Origin of the sequence: Pseudomonas sp. CBZ-4 (assembly GCF_000346755.1) — a bacterium.
Taxonomy (GTDB): Bacteria; Pseudomonadota; Gammaproteobacteria; order Pseudomonadales; family Pseudomonadaceae; genus Aquipseudomonas.
The window spans coordinates 1-25,192 of record NZ_ANNV01000075.1; the positions used below are offsets into that span (position 1 = coordinate 1).

Annotated in this window: 28 protein-coding genes; 11 read left to right on the forward strand and 17 right to left on the reverse strand. The window is 63.1% G+C overall.

The genetic code is table 11. The features are described 5' to 3' along the window. Positions 1-100 precede the first annotated feature (100 nt). The 9 genes from B348_RS0109155 to flgA form a co-directional block, all read right to left on the reverse strand. The gene (locus B348_RS0109155) at positions 101-2,515 is read right to left on the reverse strand and encodes a TonB-dependent siderophore receptor (RefSeq protein ID WP_026136680.1); all 2,415 of its coding nucleotides are present in this window, start codon (positions 2,513-2,515) and stop codon (positions 101-103) included. A 90-nt stretch (positions 2,516-2,605) separates the two neighbouring features. Beyond that, positions 2,606-3,571 carry a FecR domain-containing protein gene (locus B348_RS0109160; RefSeq protein WP_017735822.1) on the reverse strand — a complete coding sequence of 322 codons (966 nt, stop codon included), beginning with the start codon at positions 3,569-3,571 and terminating at the stop codon, positions 2,606-2,608. Continuing rightward, entirely contained in the window at positions 3,568-4,104 is a 537-nt protein-coding gene (locus tag B348_RS0109165; RefSeq protein ID WP_050558312.1) for a sigma-70 family RNA polymerase sigma factor, read from the reverse strand. The genes B348_RS0109160 and B348_RS0109165 overlap by 4 nt, the downstream gene beginning before the upstream one ends. Positions 4,105-4,180: 76 nt before the next feature. Continuing rightward, positions 4,181-6,586, reverse strand: coding sequence for a TonB-dependent siderophore receptor (locus B348_RS0109170; RefSeq protein WP_017735824.1), 2,406 nt, complete (start codon positions 6,584-6,586; stop codon positions 4,181-4,183). An 87-nt stretch (positions 6,587-6,673) separates the two neighbouring features. Beyond that, the gene (locus B348_RS0109175) at positions 6,674-7,630 is read right to left on the reverse strand and encodes a FecR domain-containing protein (RefSeq protein ID WP_017735825.1); all 957 of its coding nucleotides are present in this window, start codon (positions 7,628-7,630) and stop codon (positions 6,674-6,676) included. Next, on the reverse strand, positions 7,627-8,157 hold the full coding sequence (locus tag B348_RS0109180; RefSeq protein ID WP_017735826.1) for a sigma-70 family RNA polymerase sigma factor: 531 nt from the start codon (positions 8,155-8,157) through the stop codon (positions 7,627-7,629). Before B348_RS0109180 ends, B348_RS0109175 begins: the two co-directional genes overlap by 4 nt. Positions 8,158-8,242: 85 nt before the next feature. Further along, positions 8,243-8,674, reverse strand: a complete 432-nt coding sequence (locus B348_RS0109185; protein ID WP_017735827.1) for a flagella synthesis protein FlgN — start codon at positions 8,672-8,674, stop codon at positions 8,243-8,245. A gap of 27 nt (positions 8,675-8,701) precedes the next feature. Further along, positions 8,702-8,980: a flagellar biosynthesis anti-sigma factor FlgM gene (flgM, locus tag B348_RS0109190; protein WP_017735828.1), complete on the reverse strand. Its 279-nt coding sequence runs from the start codon at positions 8,978-8,980 to the stop codon at positions 8,702-8,704. 80 nt (positions 8,981-9,060) lie between these two features. Beyond that, positions 9,061-9,720 (reverse strand): flagellar basal body P-ring formation chaperone FlgA, encoded by a 660-nt coding sequence (flgA, locus tag B348_RS0109195; RefSeq protein WP_032864779.1) that lies wholly within the window; start codon positions 9,718-9,720, stop codon positions 9,061-9,063. A gap of 162 nt (positions 9,721-9,882) precedes the next feature. On the opposite strand from flgA, the gene flgB reads away from it, so the two are divergent. From flgB to flgL, 11 genes are all read left to right on the forward strand, one after another. Continuing rightward, positions 9,883-10,293, forward strand: a complete 411-nt coding sequence (gene flgB / locus B348_RS0109200) for a flagellar basal body rod protein FlgB (protein WP_017735830.1) — start codon at positions 9,883-9,885, stop codon at positions 10,291-10,293. Between the two features lie 14 nt (positions 10,294-10,307). Next, positions 10,308-10,715, forward strand: a complete 408-nt coding sequence (flgC, locus tag B348_RS0109205; RefSeq protein ID WP_017735831.1) for a flagellar basal body rod protein FlgC — start codon at positions 10,308-10,310, stop codon at positions 10,713-10,715. A 3-nt stretch (positions 10,716-10,718) separates the two neighbouring features. Beyond that, positions 10,719-11,396 (forward strand): flagellar hook assembly protein FlgD, encoded by a 678-nt coding sequence (locus tag B348_RS0109210; protein WP_017735832.1) that lies wholly within the window; start codon positions 10,719-10,721, stop codon positions 11,394-11,396. Between the two features lie 29 nt (positions 11,397-11,425). After that, entirely contained in the window at positions 11,426-12,574 is a 1,149-nt protein-coding gene (gene flgE / locus B348_RS0109215) for a flagellar hook protein FlgE (protein ID WP_017735833.1), read from the forward strand. A 4-nt stretch (positions 12,575-12,578) separates the two neighbouring features. Continuing rightward, a complete protein-coding gene (locus B348_RS0109220; protein ID WP_026136683.1) occupies positions 12,579-13,316 on the forward strand; it encodes a flagellar basal body rod protein FlgF in 738 nt (245 codons plus the stop codon). A 31-nt stretch (positions 13,317-13,347) separates the two neighbouring features. Then, on the forward strand, positions 13,348-14,130 hold the full coding sequence (gene flgG / locus B348_RS0109225; RefSeq protein WP_017735835.1) for a flagellar basal-body rod protein FlgG: 783 nt from the start codon (positions 13,348-13,350) through the stop codon (positions 14,128-14,130). Between the two features lie 14 nt (positions 14,131-14,144). Beyond that, entirely contained in the window at positions 14,145-14,801 is a 657-nt protein-coding gene (locus tag B348_RS0109230) for a flagellar basal body L-ring protein FlgH (RefSeq protein WP_017735836.1), read from the forward strand. An 11-nt stretch (positions 14,802-14,812) separates the two neighbouring features. Next, complete coding sequence (locus tag B348_RS0109235) at positions 14,813-15,922, forward strand: flagellar basal body P-ring protein FlgI (RefSeq protein WP_017735837.1); 1,110 nt, start codon at positions 14,813-14,815, stop codon at positions 15,920-15,922. Then, a complete protein-coding gene (gene flgJ, locus B348_RS0109240) occupies positions 15,922-16,812 on the forward strand; it encodes a flagellar assembly peptidoglycan hydrolase FlgJ (RefSeq protein ID WP_017735838.1) in 891 nt (296 codons plus the stop codon). Before B348_RS0109235 ends, flgJ begins: the two co-directional genes overlap by 1 nt. 65 nt (positions 16,813-16,877) lie before the next feature. Continuing rightward, positions 16,878-18,482, forward strand: coding sequence for a flagellar hook-associated protein FlgK (flgK, locus tag B348_RS0109245; protein WP_017735839.1), 1,605 nt, complete (start codon positions 16,878-16,880; stop codon positions 18,480-18,482). A gap of 12 nt (positions 18,483-18,494) precedes the next feature. Continuing rightward, positions 18,495-19,691 carry a flagellar hook-associated protein FlgL gene (gene flgL / locus B348_RS0109250; protein WP_017735840.1) on the forward strand — a complete coding sequence of 399 codons (1,197 nt, stop codon included), beginning with the start codon at positions 18,495-18,497 and terminating at the stop codon, positions 19,689-19,691. 144 nt (positions 19,692-19,835) lie between these two features. Here the strand turns inward: flgL and fliR are convergent, their stop codons facing one another. The 8 genes from fliR to B348_RS0109290 all read right to left on the reverse strand — a co-directional run bounded on the left by fliR (position 19,836) and on the right by B348_RS0109290 (position 25,190). Then, positions 19,836-20,624, reverse strand: coding sequence for a flagellar biosynthetic protein FliR (gene fliR / locus B348_RS0109255; protein ID WP_017735841.1), 789 nt, complete (start codon positions 20,622-20,624; stop codon positions 19,836-19,838). Between the two features lie 6 nt (positions 20,625-20,630). After that, positions 20,631-20,900 carry a flagellar biosynthesis protein FliQ gene (gene fliQ / locus B348_RS0109260; protein WP_017735842.1) on the reverse strand — a complete coding sequence of 90 codons (270 nt, stop codon included), beginning with the start codon at positions 20,898-20,900 and terminating at the stop codon, positions 20,631-20,633. 13 nt (positions 20,901-20,913) lie between these two features. Continuing rightward, a complete protein-coding gene (gene fliP / locus B348_RS0109265) occupies positions 20,914-21,594 on the reverse strand; it encodes a flagellar type III secretion system pore protein FliP (RefSeq protein ID WP_017735843.1) in 681 nt (226 codons plus the stop codon). Then, entirely contained in the window at positions 21,591-21,968 is a 378-nt protein-coding gene (gene fliO, locus B348_RS01000000129855; protein ID WP_017735844.1) for a flagellar biosynthetic protein FliO, read from the reverse strand. Before fliO ends, fliP begins: the two co-directional genes overlap by 4 nt. Next, positions 21,965-22,435, reverse strand: a complete 471-nt coding sequence (gene fliN, locus B348_RS0109275; RefSeq protein WP_017735845.1) for a flagellar motor switch protein FliN — start codon at positions 22,433-22,435, stop codon at positions 21,965-21,967. Before fliN ends, fliO begins: the two co-directional genes overlap by 4 nt. Beyond that, complete coding sequence (gene fliM, locus B348_RS0109280; protein ID WP_017735846.1) at positions 22,428-23,483, reverse strand: flagellar motor switch protein FliM; 1,056 nt, start codon at positions 23,481-23,483, stop codon at positions 22,428-22,430. The genes fliN and fliM overlap by 8 nt, the downstream gene beginning before the upstream one ends. Before the next feature lie 3 nt (positions 23,484-23,486). After that, positions 23,487-23,945, reverse strand: a complete 459-nt coding sequence (locus B348_RS0109285; RefSeq protein ID WP_017735847.1) for a flagellar basal body-associated FliL family protein — start codon at positions 23,943-23,945, stop codon at positions 23,487-23,489. 123 nt (positions 23,946-24,068) lie between these two features. Continuing rightward, positions 24,069-25,190, reverse strand: a complete 1,122-nt coding sequence (locus tag B348_RS0109290) for a flagellar hook-length control protein FliK (RefSeq protein WP_017735848.1) — start codon at positions 25,188-25,190, stop codon at positions 24,069-24,071. Between the last annotated feature and the right edge of the window lie 2 nt (positions 25,191-25,192).

Sequence of the window (25,192 nt, forward strand, 5' to 3'; positions counted from 1 at the left end):
AAGTGGGGCGAATTATAGACAGTTACAATTCGCCGTCAACCCTTTTCTTCACATTCTTGAGAAGACTGCCATTCGCCCGCATCGGCAGCCTTCTGCGCCTTCAGAACTTCGCCCGCAGCGCCATGTTGAAATTGCGCGGCTCACCATAGAAGTTCCAGTAATTGGGGTTACCCAGTGTCTGGTAGTACTTCTTGTCGAACACGTTGTCCAGGTTGTACTGCAGCTCAAGGTTCTTATTGATCTCATAGACCGCATGCAGGTTGGTCAAATGGTATGCATCCTGCTGGATCTTGTACGTCTTGCCATACTCCCTCTGCACCATCGTGCTCTGTGCATAAAAGCTGCCGCCAACCCGCATGTGGTTGAGCGCGCCCTGCAGGCGGTAGTCGGTAGCCAGCTTGAATAGATGACGCGGCGCAGCGCTGTTGAAATCATCGCCCTTCTGCTCACCCCCGGCATATTTGGACTGGTTGTAGGTGTAACCCGCCGAGAGGTTCCAGTCCGACGTCACCTCCCCATTGACCTCCAATTCGAAACCGCGATTGCGCACCTTGTCGGAAGCACGGTAGCAGGACCAGTCGCGCTCGCAGGCCACCAACTCAGGACGCCCAGTCTGATCGGACTGGTAAAGCGCAATCGAACCCAGCAGACGCTTGTCGAAGAACTCGCCCTTGAGCCCAAGCTCATAGTTGCTGCCAGTCATGGGTTCAAGCACCGAGCCCGTGATGTCCTGGTTGCTCTGCGGCTTGAAAATCTCGGTATAGCTGGCGTAAGCCGTCAGGTTTTCGGTCAGGTCCTGGACCAGGCCCGCGTAAGGTGTGACTTCACCGCTCTTGGAGTAGTGGTTTGTTACTGGCCGGCTCACCACATCCAGGCTGTCGTAGCTGACCCAACTCAAACGGCTGCCAAGGATCAGCTTTGTAGAATCGGTCAGGCTGAAGCGTCCTGCTATATAGACGCCCTTCTGTTCTTGCGTACGGTTGTATTTCCACTGGTTGACATTCAGCGCCGTCGGCGCAGGCGGATCAAAGGCCCCCACATCGTTCATATCCACCACGTAGCGGTACGTCGCATCCCGACCGCCGTGGTAATCGAAGTCATCCTTGCGCCAGTTCCCACCGATGATCAGCTCATGCTGACGACCCAACAGCTGGAACGGACCGGACGCGTAGCCATCGATGCTGGTCTGAGTATCGTCATAACGGAAATGACGTGGGTTGAGGGTGAACTGGTCAGTGTTGCCAGCAGGCCAGGTGTAGTTACCCAGAAAATCCGCCTTGGACCACATCTGGTTCACCGCCACCACCGCTTTCCAGTCATTGGCAAAGCTGTGCTGGATATCGGTAAAGACCGTAGTGTTGCGCTTGTCGAGATGATTCCAGTCCCCCGTCAGCGATGTCGAACGTGACAACGGATAGAACGTGCCATCGGTATGGATCGGCAAGCCAGACCAGTCGTACCCCGAATTGCGCTCCTTCTGATAACTGTAACCGAGGGTCACCAGCGTCGACTCACTCACATCGGCTTCGAGGATGCCATAGAACAGCTGGTTCTCTTTCCGGGCGGTATCCAGGTAGCTGTTGGCATTGTTATAGGAAATCACCGATCGCCCACGCAACGTGCCTTCTTCATTCAGGGGCGAGGACAGATCCACCATCGTCTTATAGTCGTCCCAAGACCCCACCGACGTTTCAATCAGCGCCTGTGGCTCGGCCGTTGGACGCTTGCGGATCAAGTTGATCGACGCCGACGGCGTCCCCGCCCCCTCCATCAACCCCGTGGCGCCGCGCACAATCTCGACCCGGTCATAAATGTCGGTGGTGGGCTTGGAAATCGCATCCATCGAATACGCATTGCTGATATTGGTCGGCACGCCATCGATCTGCAGGTTGTCCACCAACTGCCCACGCGCCTGGTACAAGGAACGCTCGCCACCATTCTTGACCACCATGATGCCCGTGGCGTTCTGCATCACGTCGTCGAGGTTCTTCATGCTCTGGTCATCCATGCGCTGACGGGTAACGACCGTCACCGACTGCGGCGTTTCACGCAGGGACATCGCCAGCTTGGTGGCGGTGGACGAGCGCCCGGTCGCATACGACCCGCTGCCCTCCGTCACCGCCCCCAAGCCCTGGCCGGTGATAGTGGTGGCCCCCAGTGTCAAACCCGTTGCCGGTTGCACGATCAGTTGAAACTCACGCTCCCCGGTGCGCACCGCCTGTACGCCGGCGCCCGCCAACATCTGCGCCAGCGCCTGCTCGACGCTCGAAGCGTGCACCGCCTGACTCTGCTTATTGGCCGTGAGCGTGGCATCCCCCCCGATCAGAATCCCCGCCTGGCTGGCCAGCAGGTTCAACTGACGAGCCAGCGGACCTGCCGGGATCTCCAGAGTTTGCAATTGGGCAGCAGCGCCCGGGCTGTCGGCCTGGGCAGAAACGACATCAACGGCCAAAGCCATGACCACAGCCAGAGCCAGGGGATGGCGGCGTGAGAAAACGGTAGTGCGAGACAGCATGAATGAATCCTTTCGCAAGTCGAATGGAGGAGCGTCATCCAACCAAGCGAGCGAGCCGCGCAAAACCTGAAAAAGTTTTTCGGATTATTTTCAACGCGCCTCGACCGACACCCACCAAGGCAACGTGCGCACCACCCGAATCGGCAGCGCCCGCTCCAGCATCGCCAGCGCGCGGTCACTGTCGAGCAACGGATAGGTCCCCACCACGCGCAAACCGGCGAGCGCCGGATCGATACCGAGATGACCTTGACGGTAATCCCCAAGGGTCTGCACCACTTCGCCCAGCGGCAGGTCCTCAGCCACCAGCACGCCGCGACTCCAATCCTGACGCCGGGCTTGCGCTGGCACCAACGCGCCACCGGCCTGGGCATCGAACACCATTGCCTGGCCCGCCGCGACCCGCACCTGCAGGCCGCTGTCTGCGCAAGTAGCCTGCACCGCGCCACCAAATACACTCAACGTGGTCTGCACGCCCTCGGCCCGCACACCAAACACGGTGCCCAGCGGTTGCATGCGCCCGGCCCGCGTCACTACCTGCAAAGGGCGCACATCGGTACCGGTCTCGATGAGCATTTCACCGCGATACAACCGCAGCTGCCGCAAGCCCTCATCGAAGTGCACATCGAGCGCCGTCGCGCCGTTGAGCCACAGCTGGCTGCCGTCGGCCAGGCGGATCGGCCGCACTTCACCCAACCCGGTGCGGTAGGTCGCAAACAGGGCACGCGGCGAGTCCAGCCAGCCCTGTCGCCAACCCGCCGACGCCAGCAGCCCACCTATGCCCGCCACACACAGACTGCCGAGCAAGGTTCGGCGCGAAACGCGATCACGGCGCAACGTCGTCAACACCTGATGCGCCTGATCGGCACTACCGCTGAGGTTGCCAAAACGCTGATTGATGCCCTCCACGTACTGCCACGCCAGCCGATGCTGAGCATCCTCCGCCAGCCATGCCCGCCACTGGCCGTGGGCGCGGGGGTCATCCGGCTGTGCATGCAAGCGCGCAAACCAGCTGGCCGCCGCTTGCAGCACACGATGATCGGGCGCGGCCGGGTTCATATCAGCGCTCCAGCCAGCTCCACTTCCAACAGCAGGCATTGATACATCGCCTGCGCCAGATAACTGTTCACACTGCGCTCGCTCACCCCCAGCCGCTGCGCCGTTTCGCGCTGCGTCAGACCTTGCAACTGCACCAGCAGGAATGTCTCGGCCACCCGCTTGGGCATCCGCTCCAACATGGCCTGCAACTGCCCAAGGGTTTCCAGGATGATCGCCTGGTACTCCAGCGACGGCACCTGATGCTCAGGCTGCGCCGCCAGTACGTCCAGGTACGCTTGCTCGATGCGCCGACGGCGCCAGAAGTCCACACACATATGCCGCGACATGCGGCCGAGATAAGCGCGCGCATGCTCGTCATCGTTGAACGTGCGCGGCGTGGCCAACAAGCGCACGAACACGTCATGCGCCAGCTCCGCCGCATCGCTGGCATTGCCCAGCTTGCGTTGGAGCCACTGCTGCATCCAGCCATGGTGCGAGCGGTAGAGCGCCTCCAGGTTGGAACTGAGAACAGGAGCACCAGGCGGAACCTTCATGGAGAGCGTGCCTTGCTTGCTAATAAGAATGATTAGCAAGTGTAACTTTGATGCATCGCCCCCCGCAATTGCCAGGTCAGAACGTGTACTTGAAGCTCGTCATGAAGTTACGCGGCGCGCCATAGACGCTCCAACTGTCCGCATACGCGTAATAACTGCGATCAAACACGTTGTTCACATTCAACGTCGCGCTCAGATTGCGGCTGATGTCATACCGCGCCATCAGGTTGGTCAACGCATAGCTGCCTTGCTCGAACGTATGCAAGTCCATCCCGGTCTTGCTCTGCCAGTTCACCCCGCCGCCCACCGTCACCTTGTCGAGCACGCCCGGCAGGCGGTAAGTGGTAAAGGTCTTGAGGCTGTGACGCGGGCTGGTGGTGACGATACGTTGATCATCGGCATTAGTGCTCACGCTATAAGCGTAACCGGCGGACGCTTGCCAGCCGTCGCTCAACTCACCGTTGAACTCCAGCTCCACACCCTTGGTCGTGGTGCCCTGCTCCGCACGATAGATGTCCGGGTCGCTCACAAACACCGGCAGGTTATCCTGGTCGATCTTGAACAGCGCCAGGCTCGCGTTGAGTCTGTCGTCATTGAAGCTGCCCTTGACCCCGACCTCATAACCCGTGCCTTCCTGCGGATCCAACGCCTTGTAGCTCGCATCATGAATGCCGTAGGCCTGGGGATTGAAGATCTTGGTATAGCTGGCATACAGCGACCAGGTGCTGTTCAAGTCATACACGATACCGGCGTACGGCAGGAACACGCCGTTGCGGGTTTCCTTGCTCTCGGTGTTCTGGCTCGGGTCGGCGTAGGTCACCACTTCATTGCTGCGCTTCCAGTCTGTAACTCGGCTGCCAAGGATCACAGCCGTATTGTCGGTGACATGCAAGCGCGAAGTCAGGTACGCCGCATACTGGTTCTCTTCTATATGTGTCTTACCCACCGGCGTGGTATTCGGAACATTTGCGCCGCCGCCACTCCAATTGAAGATATTCGGCACAGTGCCGTCATAACCGGTCCAGCTGCCAAACCAACCACCATGGCTTGGGGTGTTTTCGTGGTAACGCGACATCGTCACGCCGGCGATCAACTCATGCTCACGCCCAAACAGACTGAACGGCCCAGTCAGATACGCATCAAGGTTGTTCTGGCGCGGCGTGCCCGACCAGCGATTGGGATACAGATAAGCCCCCGCCCCCGTATCCTGGTCGATGCTGCCGTTCATATAGTTGATCAGCTCATCGAACTGGTTCTGCGTGTGGCTGACCTCAACCTTGCCGCTCCAACCGTTATCGAACTGATGCTCGATGGAGCTGAACACATTGGTCTGCTTGCGATCGTTATAGGCCCAATCCGGCGCGCTGTTGGCCGAGCGGCTGAAGGTGGTGCGGTTGCCGTTGCTGTAGAACATAGGGAAACCGGTGCGCAACGGGTCATTCACCTGATTGTTGATATAGCTGAAGCCCACCGTCAGCATCGTCGCATCGCTCAGGTCGAACTCGGAAATCCCGTACACCATCTGCGAATCGGTGTTGACGCGATCCACCCAGGAGTTCTGCTTCTTATAGTCCACCACCAGGCGCCCACGGATATTGCCACCGTCGGTCAGTGGCCCGGACACATCGAACCCCGTGCCATAACGATCCCAACTGCCCGCCTCCCCCGTGATACTGGCCTGCGCCTCGGCCGTCGGGCGCTTGCGGATCAGGTTGATGGTCGCCGACGGCGTGCCCGACCCACTGATCAACCCCGTGGCACCGCGCACCACTTCAACACGGTCGTACATCGCCGTGTTCTGCGTGGTGTTATCCAGGCGTGCCGAGGTCGGCACGCCGTCGATCTCGAAGTTGTTGATCTGGAAACCACGGGACCAGTACGTATCGTTCTCCGCGCCGACGCCGACCCGCAGCACCGTAATGCCCGGCGTGGCCTCCAGCACTTCGGTGAGGTTGGTGAGCCGTTGATCATCGAGACGCTGGCGGGTGATCACCGTCACCGATTGCGGGGTTTCTTTCTGCGTCAGGTTCAGTCGCGTCGAACTGCTCGACGAATAGGTGGTGTAAAGACCGGTGCCCTCAGTGGTCGAACCCGGCGCCATGCCGGAAATCGAGATCGCGCCCAGTTGCACAGCACCGCCCGCCCCCGGCTGCACTTGATAACGTCCCTCGCCGGTCTGCACCACCGTCAGCTCGCTGCCCGCCAGCAGCACCTGCAACGCCTGGTCCACCGAGTAGCTGCCATGCAGCGCCGGGCCAGTCTTGCCGGCGGTGAGCGCCGCATTGCCCGCCAGATACACGCCACTTTGCGCGGCGAGCTGATTGAGCTGATCGGCCAGGGCGCCAGCGGGCAGGTCGAAGCGCTGTACAGCCTGTTCAGCGGCAGCCGCCAGGGGTGCAAAGCTCAGGCTCGCAGGCACGGCCAAGGCCAAAGCAATCGCCAGGGCCAAAGGTTGGGGAGAGTTACGCAGGAATAAAGGCATAAAACAGTTCCGGTCGAAGGAGGCATCAAGCCGTTGTCCTTCTCTAATTCGAATGAGAACGCAAAACCGGAAGCACAGATGAAAAAATCAGCGCGGCACCACGTTGACCCACCAGGCAAACCGCCGCTCGACGCGCACTGGCAACACCTGCGCAAGCATGGCCAGCGCCTGATCGGTGTCTTGCAAGGGGTAGGTACCCATCACCCGAAGGTTGGCGACCTGCGGGTCAATCCCCAAATGCCCATGGCGATAGCTGGCCAGTTCACCGACAAACTCCTCCAGGCGCATATCGTTGGCCATCAACACACCTTTCGCCCACGCCTCGCGCCCCGGTTGCGCAGGGTGCAGCGCCGACAGGCTGTGGCGGTCGAAATCCACGCCCTGCCCCGCTGGCACGATGTGCGTCTGCCCGCTGTCGCCACACGCGGCTTGCACACGGCCTTCATACACATTGAGCTGCGTGCGGCCATCGTGTTCGCGCACGCTGAACCGCGTCCCCAAAGGCCGCAGGCGACCTTGCGCGGTCTCCACCACAAACGGGCGACTGTCGCTGCCGGTATGGATCAGGATTTCACCGCTATAGAGCTTCAACTCACGCTGCCCGGCACTGAAGTTGACGTCCAGCGCCGTGCCGCTGTTGAGCCAGATACGCGTACCGTCGGCCAACACCTGTTCGCCCAGCGGCACAACACCGGTGTGGAAATCGCGGGTCCAGGCACCCCGTTGCTGCCAGCTGCCCCAGCCCAGCAGCGCGCTGCCCATGACAATCGACAACCCGCGCAACACCTGCCGCCGCGAGCGCTGCGAACCGCGCAGGTGTGCCAGCGTCTGGTTGGCTCCCGGCACATCCTCCTGCAACGGTGCAAACCGCTGCCCAACCCGCGCGACATAACTCCAGGCCAACGCGTTGACCTCGTTGCGCCCATGCCACTGGCGCCACGCGTCATGCAGATGCCGCGCCTCCGGCTCGGCACTCAGGCGCGCAAACCAGTCAGCGGCTTGTTGCAACGCGGCATAGTCCAGGCCAGTAGAAGGAGTGCTCACGACAAGGCGCCGTCCAGCTCGGCTTCCAGCACCATGCACTGGAACATGGCCTGCCCGATGTACTTGGTCACCGTGCGCTCGCTCACGCCAATGCGCAGCGCGATCTCGCGGTAACTCAAGCCATCGATCTGCGCCAGGCAGAACGCCTCGGACACCTTCACCGGCAAGCGATCCAGCATCGCCTGCAAATGCACCAGCGCTTCCAGCACCAGCGCCCGGTGTTCTTCCGACGGCGCACACGCTTCCGGCCGGCTCGCCAACACCTCAAGCCACGCCTGCTCCACCTGCTTGCGGCGGAAAAAATCCACACAGACGTTACGCGACAGCGTGCTCAGGTACGCCCGCGCATGCCCGTCGCTGCCGAACTCGCGCGGATGGGTCAGCAAACGCACAAACACATCGTGGGCCAGTTCGGCAGCGTCACTGACATTGCCGAGTTTTCGCGCCAGCCAGCGTTGAATCCAGCCGTGATGGGCCGAATACAGGCTGCCAACGTTGAAGGGTGAGGGCTCGGGAAGCGGGGGCATGGGCAGCCCTACGAATAAGAATTGTTCCCAATGGTAATAAGAAAAGATAACCACCACAACGGGGAAAAGTTACCGGCGGCCCGACTCAAGGGTTGTCCCGCTGCGTGCGCCCATCCGGCCCATACAACCGGTCACCGCCCAGGCTGTTCAAAAACCCGACAATCTTCTGGTTACACGCCATGCGCTGCTTGATCGCCCCACCATTCGCCAGGTTGAGCTGCCGCGCCCGTTGCGCCAACGCCTGCACCTGCCGCCACGCCGCCAGGCAGTCGGCATCTTCCGCCGCCTTGAAGGCACCCTGGCGACCGCTGCCATAACCGAGCTTCAGTTGCGCACCGCTGCGGATCGCTTCCAACTGCTCCAGCTTGAGCAACGCCGCCTGCTTGCTCGCCGTCAGTTCCTGCAAGCGTTCACCCTCGACCTTGGCCTGGGCCAACGCCAACCGTTCCTGCTCCAGCAACTGCACCAACTGCTCAATCGCCTGCTGCTGCACTTGCAGATGTTTGCCCAGGCTCATAGGCACCTGCACCTCATCGGCCCGCGCTCATTCGACGGTTTCACCCACGCTGGCGGCGAGGCCGTCGAAGATCGAATCGGCGCTGACCTGATACGTCCCACCGGCAATGGCCTGGCGCACCGCCGCGACTTTATCCATGTCCACATCCGCCGAGCTCTCGACGCGCGTCTCGGCACTGCTGCTGGAAACCTGCACACCGTCATCGACGGTGGCTTCCAGCGCCAGCAATTCAACGCGCTGGCTGCCGGGCGCTTGGCTGTCGACGGGCGCCGGGGGGTTGGTCAGGTTCGCACTTATGATTTTCACGTTAGGGGCTTCATCTGCTGTGGGGTTGGATCAACTATCGGCAATCGAAAAGGCAAACTTTGCCCGCTGATCGAAAAAACTCAGTAACGCAGCCGCAACGCGTTCTGGCCCACCACTTGGGCGCTGAGCATTTTGCCGTCGCTGCCCATGACCCGTACGGTGCTGCCCAGACTGCCATTGTCCAGCGCCTTGCCCTCGCGGCTGATGGTGAAACCCGCGCCCTCGGCCTGCAACGTCACCTGCTGGTTGCGCTCCACCAGCCAACGCTCGCGCACACTGTTCTGGGTCAGCACTACATTGCGACTGAGGTTGCGGCTGGCCTGGCGCCCGATGATCTGCGCGGTATCGAACAGCACGCCCTTGGGCAACCGCTCCAACGGGCCGCGCTTGATTTCCAGCATCGGCGCCTTGATCACCTCCCCCGCCGTGATGCGTTGGCGCGCAACTATATAGTCGCCCACCACCCGCACACTGACTTGCAGGTAACCCGCCACCTCACTGCTACAGCGCACGCCCATCGCCACCCGGCCGAATGCGCTTTGCTCGGGATGCACCAGATACGGTCGCGGCTCTGCGCATTCCACGATGCGCGCCGCCGGCTGGCCGAGGTCCATCGCCACCAGTTGCGCATGCGCGGGCAAACGCGGGCTGATCACCGCGCGCACCTTGTCCTCCAGGCCATCCGCCTGGGCCATGGCGCTGCACAGCAAACACACCCAACCGCCTAATCGCCACGTCATCCGCCCTGCCCTCCGAACTGCCCAGCGCCGAATTCTAGTCGTCCTCCCCTCCGGGCAAGGCCGGAATTAGTCGCCAAATAGCCGCCTGTTTCGGCCTTTGCCCAAGCAACCTTGGGACTAACCTGCGAGCCGTTCATTTATTTGATGCACAGGTCCGCAACCATGATCGACAAGCTCGACAACGAGCTGCGCTTTCAGCAGGACGCAATGAGTTTGCGGGCTGAGCGCCAGCAGGTATTGGCCAACAACATCGCCAACGCCGACACACCGAACTTCCGCGCGCGGGACTTCGACTTCTCCACCGAACTGGCCAGCTCCCTGCAAAAACAGCACATGGGCAGCGGCATGGCCCTGGCCACCACCTCGGACCGCCACCTGCAAGCCTCGTCCCAAAGCCTGTCCAGCCGCGACTTGCTCTACCGCGTGCCCGACCAACCGAGCCTGGACGGCAACACCGTGGACATGGACCGCGAACGCGCGCAGTTCACCGACAACGCCGTGCGCTACCAGGCCAGCCTCACGTTCCTGACCAGCCGCTTGCAATCGCTCAAGACCGCCATGCAGTCCGAATAATCCAGGGAAGCACCATGTCGATGTTCAGCATTTTCGATATCGCCGGCTCCGCGCTCAGCGCCCAGTCCCAGCGCATGAACGTAACCGCCAGCAACCTGGCCAACGCCGACACCACCAGCGGCCCGGACAACGCTGCCTACCGCGCCCGCCAAGTGGTCTTCGAATCCCAATACCAGGCCGGCAGCAACATCGGCGGCGTGCGCGTCAGCCAAGTGGTCGAGGACGGCTCGCCGATGCGCCAGGAATACCGCCCCGGCGACCCGCTGGCCGACGACTCCGGCTACGTGACCATGCCCAACGTCGAGCCCGTGGGCGAAATGGTCAACATGATCTCCGCCTCGCGCTCTTACCAGGCCAACGTCGAAGTCATGTCCACCAGCAAGGAAATGATGCTCAAAACTCTAACCCTGGGTGAGGCGTAAACCATGACCAGTACGATTGCCAGCTCGGTGCTGTCGAGCATGAACAGCACCAGCACCACCGCCGACAGCACCACCTCGGCGGCGGATGATTTGCAGGACCAGTTCCTCACCCTGCTCACCACCCAATTGCAAAACCAAGACCCCACCGACCCGATGGACAACAGCGAGATGGTCACCCAGCTCGCGCAGATCAGCACCATCAGCAGCATCGAAAACGTCACCTCGACGCTGGAAGGCATCTCCAGCCAGATCAGCGCCGCCGAAACCCTGCAAGCCTCGGCGCTGGTGGGCAACGGTGTGTTGATCGACGGCAACACCATTCAGGTCGGCGACGGCGTCGCCACCACCTTTGGCGTGACCCTCGACAGCGCCGCCGATGACGTCACCGTCACCATCAAGGACAGCACCGGCACCGTGGTGCGCACGATTGATGAAGGCAGCATGAGTGCCGGCACCCAGGCGCTGTCATGGGATGGCCTGAACGATGACGGCAGCACCGCCGCCGACGGCGCCTACACCTTTGCCATCAGCGCCACCGCCAGCGACGTCGCCGTGACCAGCACCGCGCTCAAGTACGCGCTGGTCACCGGCGTCACCACCGACAGCAGCAACCAGGTCGCCCTGGACCTGGGCGGCGTCAACGACAACGTCGCCCTCAGCGACATCAGCCTCGTCCTCTGACTCGCCTACTTATATAAAGGAGCAACACCATGGCTTTTTCCCAAGCGCTCAGTGGCCTGTCGGCGGCGTCCACCGACCTCAACGTGGTCAGCAACAACATTTCCAACTCCCAGACCGTGGGCTTCAAAAGCTCCACCACGCAGTTCGCCGACGTGTATTCCGGCGCTGACGTGGGCCTGGGCACCCAGGTCTCCGGCGTGGTGCAGAACTTCGAATCCGGCAGCCTGACCACCACCGACAACTCCCTGGACCTGGCGATCAACGGCGACGGCTTCTTCACCTTCACCGACGGCACGCAAACCGTGTACTCGCGCAACGGCCAACTGACCCTGACGGCCGAGGGCTACCTGGAAAACGCTGCCGGCGACCAACTGCTCGGCGTCAACGGCGTGATCCAGATCCCCACCACCGGCCTGCAAGCCAGCGCCAGCAGCGAGCTGGACGCCGAGCTGAACCTGGACGCCAGCGAAGACACCATCACCGCCACCTTCGACCAGACCGATTCGTCCACCTACTCCTATTCCACCAGCGCCACGCTCTACGATTCCCTCGGCATCAGCCACACCAGCACCCTGTATTTCAGCAAGACCGCCGACAACACCTGGGAAGTGCACACCGCCATCGACGGCAACCTGCTCACCGAGACCCAGACCGTCGGCTTCAGCGCCAGCGGCCTGATCACCAGCGGCGAGACCGGCACCTACACCTACGACCCGGCCAACGGCGCCGCCGAGCTGTCGATCACCCTCGACCTCACCGGCACCACCCAGTTCGGCAATGACTCGGCGGTGTCCGATATCTCGCAGAACGGCTACACCTCCGGCAGCCTGGTGAGTTTCAGCATCGACGAAACCGGCACCGTGGTCGCCACCTACTCCAACGACCAGACCAAGAACATCGACCAGATCCAGCTCGCTACCTTCAGCAATGAAAACGGCCTGAAAGCCAATGGCGACAACACCTGGCTGGCCACGTCCTCGTCCGGCCAGGCCTTGCTTGGCGTGGCCGGCAGCGGCTCGCTGGGCTCGATCCTCAGCGGCACCACCGAAGACTCCAACGTCGACCTGACCGCGGAGCTGGTGAACCTGATCATTGCCCAGCGCAACTTCCAGGCCAACGCCAAGTCGGTGACGGCGCAAAGCGAAGTCTTGCAGCAAGCCGTGAACATCGGTTCCTGACCCTATGGACCGTATGCTTTTCACCGCCATGAGCGGCGCCAACCAGGCTCTGGAACAACAAGCCGTCGTCGCCAACAACCTGGCCAATATCGTCACGCCGGGGTTTCGTGCGCAGCTGGTGGAGATGCAGTCTTCACCCGTTGCCGGCGAAGGCCTGCCGACCCGCGTTTCGGTGGCGGCCAACGGTATCGGCGTCGATTGGAGTCAAGGCCCGGTGGTGCACACCGACCGCGCACTGGACGTGGCCCTGGGCGAAAACGTCATGCTCGCGGTGCAGGCCGGCGACGGCAGCGAGGCCTACACCCGGCGCGGCGATTTGCAGGTGGACGGCACCGGCGCCATGAGCGTGGGCGGTCGCCCGGTGATCGGCGATGGCGGCCCGGTCACCGTGCCGCTGGGCAGCGAAGTCACCCTCGGCAGCGACGGCACCATCAGCGTGCGTGAACTGGGCATGAGCCCGCGCGGCTTGAGCCCGGTGGGCAAATTGAAGCTGGTCGCGGCATTGCCCGGCACCTTGCAGCCCGGCACCGACGGGCTGTTCCGCACCGCCAACAGCCAACCGCTGCCCGCCGACGACACCCTGCGCGTCGCCCCCGGCGCCCTGGAAGGCAGCAACGTCAGCCCGACCAGCGCCATGGTCGCGATGATCGACAACTCGCGGCGCTACGACATGCAGATGAAAGCCATCAGCACCGCCGACGAAAACGCCAAGAGCGCCAACAGCCTGCTGTCCCTGAGCTGAGCGCACCGTTGCACCGACAAGGAACCAAACGATGATCCGCTCACTGTGGACGGCCAAGACCGGCCTCGAAGCCCAACAAGGGCAAATGGACGTGATCGCCAACAACCTGGCGAACGTCAGCACCAACGGCTTCAAGCGCTCGCGCGCGGTATTCGAAGACCTGGTGTACCAGAACGTGCGCCAGCCCGGCGCGCAAAGCAGCACCGACACGCGCCTGCCCTCCGGCTTGCAGGTCGGCACCGGCGTGCGCGAAGTCGCCACCGAACGCCTGCACACCCAGGGCAACCTGGAACAGACCAGCAGCTCCAAGGACTTGGCCATCAACGGCCTGGGCTTTTTCCAGGTGGACATGCCCGACGGCAGCACCGGCTACACCCGCGACGGCAGCTTCCAGCTCGATTCCAACGGCGAGATGGTCACCTCCAACGGCTATAAACTCTCGGCCGGCGTGACCATCCCGGCCAACGCCACCGCGATCACCATCAGCACCGACGGCATCGTCTCGGTGACCACGCCGAGTGCGTCCACCTCGACCCAGGTCGGCCAGCTCAACCTGGCGCTGTTTATCAACCCGGCCGGCCTGGAAAGCATCGGCCAGAACCTCTACCTGGAAACCGACGCCTCCGGTTCGCCCACCGAAACCACCCCGGGCCTGAACGGCGGCGGCACCTTGTCCCAGGGTTATGTGGAGACGTCCAACGTCAACGTGGTGGAAGAAATGGTCGGCATGATCCAAACCCAGCGCGCCTACGAAATCAACAGCAAGGCCGTCGAAAGCTCGGACGAGATGCTCCAGCGTCTGACCCAGCTCTGAGCGAGATCCCCACCATGGCTCACAAGTATCTACTCGCCTGCGTGCTGGCCCTCGCCGGCTGCGATCAACTGCCGCACAAACCGGTGGTGCCCGAAGAGGACCTGCCGGCGCCGGTCTACCCATTGCGCCAGGCCAACGGCTCGATCTACCAAGGCAGCCTCGGCTCCCAGCCGCTGTTCGAAGACCGCCGCCCGCGCCGGGTCGGCGACACCCTGACCATCCAGCTGGAAGAACAGGTCAGCGCCAGCAAGAACTCCTCGTCCAACGCCAGCCGCGCCGGCTCCATGGGCCTGAAGTTCGCCACCACCTCGGCGCGCGCATCCCAGGTCGGCTCGTTTGGCATGGACGCCTCCACCACCCACGACTTTATTGGTGCCGGCGGCTCGCAGGCGAACAACTCGTTCACCGGCACCATCTCGGTGACGGTGATGCAAGTGATGCCCAACGGGCACCTGCGGGTGCGCGGCGACAAACAGATCGCGATCAACCAGGGCACCGAGTTCATCCGCTTCTCCGGGCTGGTCAACCCGCGCAGCATCACCGGCGAGAACACCGTGTCCTCGACCCAGGTGTCCCAGGCGCGCATCGAGTACGTGGGCGATGGCTATATCAACGAAGCGCAGCGCATGGGCTGGCTGCATCGCATCCTGCTGAACGTTTCACCTTTTTGAGTGACCCTGCCATGTTCCTGAGAGCCGTCAGAATCCTGCTGCTGAGCTGCCCGTTGTGGCTGTGCGCAACGGCGCACGCCGAGCAAATCCGCGACATCGCCGACTTCGCCGGCATACGCCCCAACAGCCTGGTGGGCTACGGCCTGGTGGTGGGCCTGGACGGCAGCGGCGACCAGACCACCCAAAGCCCGTTCACCGAACAAGGCCTGACCAACATGCTCTCGCAGCTGGGCGTAACCCTGCCCGCCGGGGCGAACATGCAGATGCGCAACATCGCCGCCGTGATCGTCACCGCCAACCTGCCCGCGCTGTCGCGCCCCGGCCAGCAGATCGACGTGGTGGTGTCGTCCATCGGCAACGCGAAAAGCCTGCGCGGCGGCACGTTATTGATGACGCCAATGAAAGGCGCCGACGGCGAAGTCTACGCCGTGGCCCAGGGCAGCCTGCTGGTGGGCGGCGCCGGCGCGTCGGCCAACGGCAGCAGCGTGACGGTCAACCAGTTGGCGGGCGGGCGCATTCCCCGTGGCGCAATCATCGAACGCGCGGTGGCGCTGAACCTCAACAACGAACACGGCCTGCTCGGTCTGTCCCTGCATGAGCCAGACTCCGCCACCGCACAGCGCGTGGTCTACGCGATCAACCTGGACATGCGCCGCACCGTCGCCTCGGCCGTGGACGGCGGGCTGATCGAGATCCAGGGGCCGGTGTCGCCCAACGAACGCACCAACTTCATGGCGCGCATCGAAAGCATCGAAGTGCTGCCGATCCAGGCGCGGCCGAAAGTCATCCTCGATTCGCGCACCGGCTCCATCGTGCTCAACAGCTCGGTGAAGCTGTACCGCGCGGCCGTGGCCCACGGCAACTTGTCGGTAATCATCGACACCACCAACACCGTCAGCCAACCCGGTGCGTTCAGTGGTGGGCAGACCGCCGTGACGTCCCAGAGCAATATTTCCATCGAATCCCAAGGCGGCTCGCTGCACCTGCTGGAAGGTACGGCCAACTTGATGGACGTGATCAAGGGCCTCAACGCCCTCGGCGCCACGCCACAGGATCTGATGGTCATCCTGCAAGCGCTCAAGGCCGCAGGCTCCCTGCGGGCCGAGCTGGAGATCATCTGATGAAAAGCAGCGATCACTTTGCCCTCGACGTGCAGGGCCTTGATCACCTGCGCAACCGCGCCCACCTGGACCCGCAGGCGGGACTCAAGGAGGCCAGCAAGCAGTTCGAGGCGGTGTTTATCCAGATGATGCTTAAAAGCATGCGCGCGGCCGTGCCCAAATCGCAGCTGTCGAGCAACTCGCAAACCGAGCTGTACACCGAGATGCTCGACCAGCAATGGGCGCAAAGCCTGTCGGGCAAGGGCATCGGCCTGGCTGAACAACTCACGCGGCAACTGAGCGGCTACACCGCGCAACAGAACCCTGAACTGAGCGCAGCCACCACGGCGTTCCTCGATCTGCCGACCCACTCGCCTTTCGAAGCCTGGAAGCGCCGCGAAGTCAGCGCCAGCAACAGCGACCAGCCCGAGCACGTGCAAGCCTTCATCGCCCGCCTCAGCGGCCCGGCACAATCCGCCGCACGCAACAGTGGCGTGCCCGCCGAACTGATCCTGGCCCAGGCCGCGCTGGAAACCGACTGGGGCCGGCGCACCATTACCACCGCCCAGGGCGCCGACAGCCACAACCTCTTCGGCATCAAGGCCGGCAGCACCTGGCAAGGCGCGACCACCCAAGTGCTGACCACCGAATACAGCGACGCTGCAGCGCAAAAGCAGCTGGAAAGCTTCCGCGTGTACGCCAGCGACGAAGCCGCCTTCACCGATTACGCGCGCCTGATGCGCAGCCGCCCCGGCTACGCCGCCGTGCGCACGGCCGGTGACGCACCGCAAGCCGCCGTCGCGCTGCAACAGGGCGGGTACGCCACCGACCCGCGTTATGCGCAGAAGCTGATTTCCGTGATGGCCACCATCGGTCCCTTGCACACCACACAAGCGCGCAACGATTTATAGGCCAGGGGTCAATTCACCCCTTCGCCGGGCCGATAGTGCCAAGCATGTAGCCCAGGAGCTTCTCGATGAGCATTATTTCCATTGGCGTCAGCGGCCTGACCGCCGCGCAGATCGCCCTCAGCACCAGCAGCAGCAACACCACCAACGCCTACACGGCCGGCTATACCTTGCAGGTGGCGAACTTCTCCGAGTCCACCTCGGGCAGCGGCGTGCAGATCTCCAGTGTGGATCGCCAATACAACCAGTTTGTCACCACCCAGCTCAACAGCTCGATCAGCGCCGAAAGCGCGCTGTCCACCTACCAGACTGAAGTGGACCAGATCGACAGCCTGCTCGCCGACGGCGACGCCAGCCTCGACACGCTGATGCAGAGTTTCTTCTCGGCCCTGCAAACCCTGACCTCCGACGCCAGCGACACCGCCGCCCGCGAAGAAGTGATCGGCGCCGCGCAGACCCTGACCTCGCAGTTCACCCAGCTGGGCAGCTACCTCGACGACATGGCCAACGACGTCAACAGCCAGATCGACGACCAGGTCAGCCAGGTCAACGACCTCACCGAACAGATCGCCGGGCTCAACAAGAAGATCAGCCTGAGCGACGCCCTGGGTTCCACTTCCAACGCCCTGCTCGACCAGCGCGACTTGCTCGTCAGCCAACTCAGCGAACTGGTGGACGTGGATGTCACCACCCAGGACAACGGCAGCTACACCGTATCCCTGAGCAACGGCCTGGCGCTGGTGTCGGGCAACAGCAGCTTCGGCCTGCAAACCGCCGTCTCGGCCAGCGACCCGACACAAACCGTGGTCACCTACGTCGACGCCGCCGGCCACACCACCACACTCGACGATTCGGTGTTTGAAGGCGGCTCCCTCGGCGGCCTGATGGACTTTCGCGACAACAGCCTGAGCGACGCGCAAAACCAGCTGGGCATCCTCGCGGTCAGCCTGACCCAAGCCTTCAACACCTTGCAGGCCTCGGGCATCGACCTCAATGGCGACAGCGGCAGTGCACTGTTCTCGGTGGACGACCCGAGCGTCTACGGCAACACCGGCAACACCGGCGACGCGACCCTCAGCGCGACCTTCAACGACGACGTCAGCGCCCTCGCCGCCACCGACTACACCGTCAGCTATTCCGACAGCGACGGCTACAGCGTGACCCGCAACGACACCGGCGCCAGCGTCACCTCGGCCTATGACAGCGGCACGCTGACCTTCGCCGGCATGAGCGTGGCCATCAGCGGCACCGCCGACGATGGCGACAGTTTCCTGGTCTTGCCCACGCGCAACGCCGCCAGCAGCTTCACCACCCTGACCAGCGACGGCAGCCTGATCGCCGCGGGCACGTCCACCGGCAGCAGTGACAACAGCAACGCCCTGGCCATGCTCGACCTGCAAACCAGCAGCATCGTCGGCGGCAGCAAGACCCTCAGCCAGACCTATTCGGCGCTGGTCAGCGATGTGGGCAGCACCGCGAGCAAAGTCGCCGGGCAACTGGAAACCCAGACCAGCCTCACCGAACAACTGACCACGCTGCAACAGTCGGAATCGGGGGTCAACCTGGACGAAGAGGCGGCCAACCTGATCGTCTACCAGCAGTATTACCAGGCCTGCGCAAAGGTGGTTGAAGTGGGCACCAGCCTGCTCGACACCATCCTCGACATCAATTAAAGGAGCGCCGCCATGCGCCTGAGCAGTGCGACGATTTACAACCAAAGCCTCACCTCCATGCTGGCCCAGGAAAGCGCCTACCAGACCGCCGCCCAGCAAGTGGCCAGTGGCACGCGGGTGGTCACGCCGTCCGACGACTCGCTGGCCGCTGCGCAAGCCGTCAACGTGCGCCAGGCGATTGCCGCCAACGAGCAATACGCCGACGCGCGCAGCAGCATCAGCACCTCGCTGTCCCAGGAAGAAAGCACCCTGGACAGCATCAACGATGCAATCACCAGCGCGCGCTCGCTGATCGTGCAGGCCAACAACGGCACCCTGAGCGACGCCGACCGCGAGTCCATCGCCACCTCGTTGCAAGGCGTGTACGACACCCTCGTCACCCTGGCCAACGCCACCGACAGCAACGGCAATTACCTGTTCTCCGGCTACCAGAGCCAAAGCCCGGCGTTCGCGGCGGACGCCGACGGCAACCTGGTTTACCAGGGCGACAGCAATGTGGTCACGCAACTGGTCAGCTCCACCCAGAGCATGGCCAGCGGCGACACCGGTGCGACGATTTTCCAATCGGTGAGCAGCTCGGCGGGTTTTATCGCCGAAGCCGGCGACAACAGCGGCAGCGTCACCTTCAGCGGCCCGACCATCACCGACACCACGGCCGCCAACTACGGCACCGGCTTCAGCCTGACCTTCAGCACCGCCGCCGACGGCACCGCGCAATACAGCCTCGACGGCGCCACCCCCGTGGCCTACACCTCGGGCGACACCCTGCAAGTCAACGGCCTGTCCCTGACCCTCAGCGGCACCCCGGTGGACGGTGACAGCATCAGCGTCAGCAAAGCCGCCGACGCCGACCCGGACCTGTTCGCCACCCTGAAAAACCTGATTTCCGTGCTGCAAACCCCAGTGGAAACCGACGCCGACCGAGCCAACCTGAACAACACCCTCTCCACCGCCAGCCGCCAACTGAGCAATGCCCAGGACACGGTACTGACGGTACAGACCTCGGTGGGTTCGCGGCTCAATCAACTGGACGTGCTGGATACCATCGGCGACGACCTGGCGCTGAGCTACACGGAGCGGTTGTCGGGGTTGGTGGATGCGGACTACACCGAGTCGGTGACGCAATACACCTCGCTGCAAGTGGCGTTGCAGGCGGCGCAGCAAACCTTCGTCAGCATCCAGAAGATGTCCCTGTTCGAATACATCTAACCGCCTGAACTGGATAAAAACTGTGGGAGCGGGCTTGCCCGCGATGGCGGTGTGTCAGGCGAAAGAGGTGCTGGCTGACCCACCGCCATCGCAGGCAAGCCAGCTCCCACATAAGCCAGTTTCCACAGTTGGATCGCAGTAGCTTCAGGGGACGGCCATGTTATCCACCAGGTACTGCATGAAGTGCAGGGTATTACTGAGCAACGTCGCCAGAAACGGCCCGAGGTCGCCCATCACCACCATCAGCAGAATCAACCCCACCGACAAGGTCAGCGGAAAGCCCACCGAAAATACCGTGAGCTGCGGCGACACGCGGTTGAGGATGCCCATGGCCAGGCTGATGATCAGCAACGTGCCCACCATCGGCAACGCCAGCAACAAGCCGGTCAGGTAGATCGTGCCGCCGTACCGCGCAATCAGCTGCCAGGCATTCGGGTCGAAACGCAGGTTGCCAATCGGCAAGGTCTTGAACGTGCCGGCCAGCAACTCCAGCACCATCAAGTGCCCGTCGAGCGCGAGGAACATCAGCACGGTGATCATCCCCAAATACCGCGACAGCACCAGGCTGTTGGTGCTGGTGTCGGCCGAGAAGAACGTGGCAAACGCCAAGCCCATCTGCATGCCGCAGATGTCGCCGGTCATTTCCACCACCGCCAGGGTCACGCGCATGACCATGCCCAGCGCCATGCCGATCAGCACTTGTTCCACGATCACGCCGAGGCCCGGCCAGGAGAACAGCGCCACCTGGGGCAACGGCGGCAGGTTCGGCGCCAGCAGGAACGCCAGCAACATCGCCAGCCCGACCTTGACCTGGCTCGACACGTTCTTGTGCCCCAGGATCGGGTCGCTCATCAGGTACGCCAGCACTCGGCAAAACGGCCAGAAAAAACCGGTCAGCCACAGTTGCAGTTGCGCCGAGCTGACTTCGATCACGGCGCGTCAGCCGATCAGCGTGGGCAGGCTGGTGAACAGCGCACGGGTGTAGTCCACGAGCATTTCCATGATCAATGGCCCGGCGATCACCAGCACCACGCACACGCCGATGATCTTGGGGATAAACGACAGGGTCGATTCGTTGATCTGCGTGGCGGCCTGGAACAGGCTCACCAGCAGGCCGATAAACAGGGTCACGAACAACACAGGCGCGGCCACGATCATGCTCATGCGCATGCCTTTGTAAGCCAGGTCCATCACCATTTCCGGGGTCATCGGCAACGCCTCATCAGGTGTAGAAACTCTGCGCCAGCGAACCCAGCAGCAATTGCCAGCCGTCCACCAGCACAAACAGCATCAGCTTGAACGGCAGGGAAATCGTGGCCGGCGGCACCATCATCATGCCCAGCGCCATCAGCACGCTCGCCACCACCAGGTCGATGATCAGGAACGGGATAAAGATGGTGAACCCGGCCTGAAACGCGGTTTTCAGTTCGCTGGTGACAAACGACGGCAGCAGCACGCGCATGGGCACGTCGTCGGGGCCTTGCAGGTCGTCGATCTGCGCCAGCCGCGCAAACAGTGCCAGGTCGCCCTGGCGGGTCTGGGTCAGCATGAATTTGCGAAACGGCTGGCTGCCGTCCTTGAGGAATTGTTCCACCGAGATTTCATCGTGGGAGAACGGCAACCAGGCCTTTTCGTAGGCCTGATCAAGGGTCGGCGACATGACGAAAAACGTCAGAAACAACGCCAGCCCCAACAGCACCTGGTTCGGCGGCGCCGAGGTGGTGCCGATGGCCGTGCGCAGCAGGCCGAGCACAATGATGATGCGGGTGAAGCCGGTCATCATCAGCAATATCGCCGGCAGGAACGCCATGGCGCTGAGCAGCAACAGGGTTTGCAGGCTCAGCGACCATTGCTGGCCACCCGCTTGCCCGGTGAAGGCGCTGAGGCCTTCCATGCCGGTCATGAAACACGCCCTTTGCCGGTCAACGCATTGGCCAGACGCTCGGCAAAACCGCCCGCGACCACCGTTTCGGGCTCCACTTCCGGCGCGTCCATCTGCGCCAGCGCGGTGACCTGCTGCGCCGTCACGCCGAGCACCAGCCATTGCCCACGCACTTCCACAATCACCACTTTCTCGCGCTGGCCGAGGCCGGTGCTGCTGACCACCCGCAGCTGCTTGCCGGGCACCAACGCCCGCGTGCCCATGCGCCGGGCGAGCCAGCCAAACACCAGCACGCAGCCCAGCACCACGGCCAGGGCCAGTGCGGTTTTACCCAGCAGCGCCAGGTTCATCACGCTGTCCGTGGGCACGCCGAGCGGCGGGCTTGCGCTGTTCATCGGTTGAGCTTTTGCACGCGTTCGGACGGCGTGATGATTTCGGTGATACGGATCCCGTACTTGTCATCCACTACCACCACTTCGCCCTGGGCGATCAGGTAGCTGTTGATCAGGATGTCCATCGGCTCGCCCGCCAAGCCATCCAGCGCCAGCACCGAGCCCTGGGCCAGTTCCAGCAACTGCTTGATGGTGATGCGCGTACGGCCCAGCTCCACGCTGAGCTTGACCGGAATATCCATGATCATTTCCAGCTCACGCGCCGCAGCGGTGGGCTGCGCCGGCGCCAGTGGCTTGAACACACTGGAACCGACACTCGGCGCCGGGCTTTCCAGCGCCGCATCGGCCGCCTCTTGTTCGGCCAGGGCCATCGCCCACGGGTCGTCCGCCCCTTCGGCGATGGTTTGTTCGGCCAGGGCGTCGGCCCATTCATCCGGCTCTTGGGGCTCGGTAACAGTTGGATCAGTCATGCTCGGAGTCCTTGGCTGTGGGGACGTGGCCCTTCACGAATCGGCTGGAGGAAGAGGAAGAAAGGCTCAGGGAATGATCGACCAGATCCTTCACCAACAAGGCGCGCAGGCCGTTCTGGCTGCCGTACTCACAGGTCATGACCGGTACGCCATCGACGCGCGCGCTGATGATGTCGGGCAGTTCGATGGGCAGCACGTCGCCGACTTTCAGCGCCATGACTTGCCCGACGCGCGCATCCATTTCGACAAAGTCGGCGATCAGCTCAATCTCCGACTGCGCGATTTCGCCCGCCATGCGCTTGTTCCAATGGCGCTCTTCCTCGGGATTGGTGTCCGTCAGCGGGCCGTTGAGCAACTGGCGCATCGGTTCGATCATCAGGTACGGAATCACGATATTGAAATCGCTGGAGAGGTTGCCGACCTCCAGGTGGAAAGTGGCATTGACCACGATTTCATTCGGCGAGCTGGTGATGTTGGCGAACTTGGCCTGCATCTCCGAACGCAGGTATTCGATTTCCAGGGGGTACACCGACTTCCACGCGCCCTTGTAGGCGTCCACCGACAGCCCCAGCAAACGCTGGATGATGCGCTGTTCGGTGCGGGTGAATTCGCGGCCTTCGGACTTGGTCACAAAACGCCCGTCGCCGCCGAACAGGTTGTCCACCACCATGAACACCACCGCCGGCGGGAACACCACCAGTGCAGTACCGCGCAGCGGTTTCATCGCCAGCAGGTTGATGTTGGTGGGCATCGGCATGTGCATCGAGAATTCGCTGTAGCTCTGGTAGCGCACGCTTTTGACGGTGATGTCGATGCTGCGCCGGATCAGGTTGAACAGGCTCATGCGGAAATAACGGGCGAAGCGCTCGTTGATGATGTCCAGCGCATGCAAGCGCTCGTGGATCACCCGGTGCTGGGTCGCCGGGTCATACGGGCGTACGCGGGCGGCGTCGAGGGTGCCGGCTTCTTCGTGGGCGGCGTCGCTTTCGTCGCTGCCGCGCAGCAGCATGTCGATCTCGTCCTGGGAGAGCAAATCGTCGATGGCCATGGGTTACTGCACGATAAAGTCGGTGTACAGCACGCGCAGCAACGCGGGGGCGGGTTGCTGCGGCGCCAGCGGTTGCTTGAGGGCGTCGAGGATGCGCGCGGCCAGTGCGGCCTTGCCTTGGGGGGTGATCAACTGCGTACTGTTCTGGCCGCTGACCAGGGTCAGCAACTGGCTGCGCAATTGCGGCATGTAGTCGGTCAGTTGGGCTTGGGTCGCGTCGTCGGCGACTTCCAGGGCGAACCCCACATATAACAGGCTGGGTTCATCGCGCTCGTTGGACAGGTTCACCGTCATCGGCGCCACCGTGACCAAGCGTGGCGCCTGGGGCTTGTTCGCCACCGGCGCGGCCTTGGCGACGTCCACCTGGCTCAGGTAGAGGTAGGTACCACCGGCACTTGCGGCGACGACGGCCAGCGCCAGCAACACAATCAAGAGCCAGGGGGTTTTGCGGGTGGCGGTCATTGGCGGGAACCATGCAATGAAGGGAAACGATCAGGCAGGGCGCCAGTATGACCAGCGCCCTGCCCCGCCCATGGCGCGATAAGACACGGGTAACGGCGGTATCTCGCTGTTTTGATTTGGGATTCACACGTACAGGTCAATCGCCGAGCGGGCCAGCTGCACCTGTTGCACCACCACCGGCTCACTCACTGGCGAGGTGTCGCTGCGGCTGAACGCTGACGGCTGCGGATCACGCTGCGCACTGCCGCGCGAGGACTGGTCGCTGACCGACGCCTGCCCCAGTGCAATGCCCTGGCTCGCCAGCGCTTCGCGCAATTGCGGCAACGCCTGCTCCACCGCCGCGCGCACCGAGGCATGGGCGACCTGGAACTGCGCCTGGGTAGTGCCGTCGTTCAGGTCGAGGCTGATGGACAGCGGGCCAAGGTCGGCGGGGTGCAAGTGCAGGTCGACTTGCCTGTCGCCACGGCTGACCATATCGACCATCTGCTGGCCGAGGTCGGCCGCCCAGTCGCTGCTGCCGACGGCGGCGGCGACGACCAATTCGTTGTCGGCGACAGGGGCAGCGACCGGGCTGGCCGGTGCCGGCGCGAGGCTGAACACGCCAGGCGAATCCGGATTGTCGGGTTGGCTGTCGTCAGCTTGCGGGCGCACTTGCGGCACCGCCTCCGCCACGGTGGCAACCAACGCGGGCATGGCGTCCGGCAGGTCCACCGGTTCTGGCGTGTCGGGCTCATCCTCCGCCGCGACCGGCAGGCTCGGAGCCTGGGTTGTCGCGCGGCTGATCACGGGCTCGGGCGCGGTCGGTGTGACGTTGACCGGTACCGGCAGGCTGACCGCAATCGGCGGCGCGACGATCACGGCCGACATGTCCAGTTGCCCGGCGCTTTCGATCAGGGCCATGCGCTGGCGGATATCGTCAAGGGTGCTGTCTGCCGCCGTCGTTGGTTTTGTCACTTCGGCTTCAGCCACCGGTTCATCCGGCAACACGGGCGACAGCTCAACCTCGGGCTCTTCCTCGGGCAGCGCTTGCACGACGACCGGCGCAACGGGTGCAAGGGCGACTGCCACAGGCGGCGGGGCCGGAACCGGCGCCTGCACCACCGGCAACGCTTGCGGCACCGGCGCAACCACCTGGCTCAACACCGCCGAAAACGAATCCGCCAGCGCCACAGGCGCCTCCACGGCAACACTGTCCGCCACCGGCGCGGGCGCAGCAGTCGGCACTAACATCGCGAGAATATCCATGC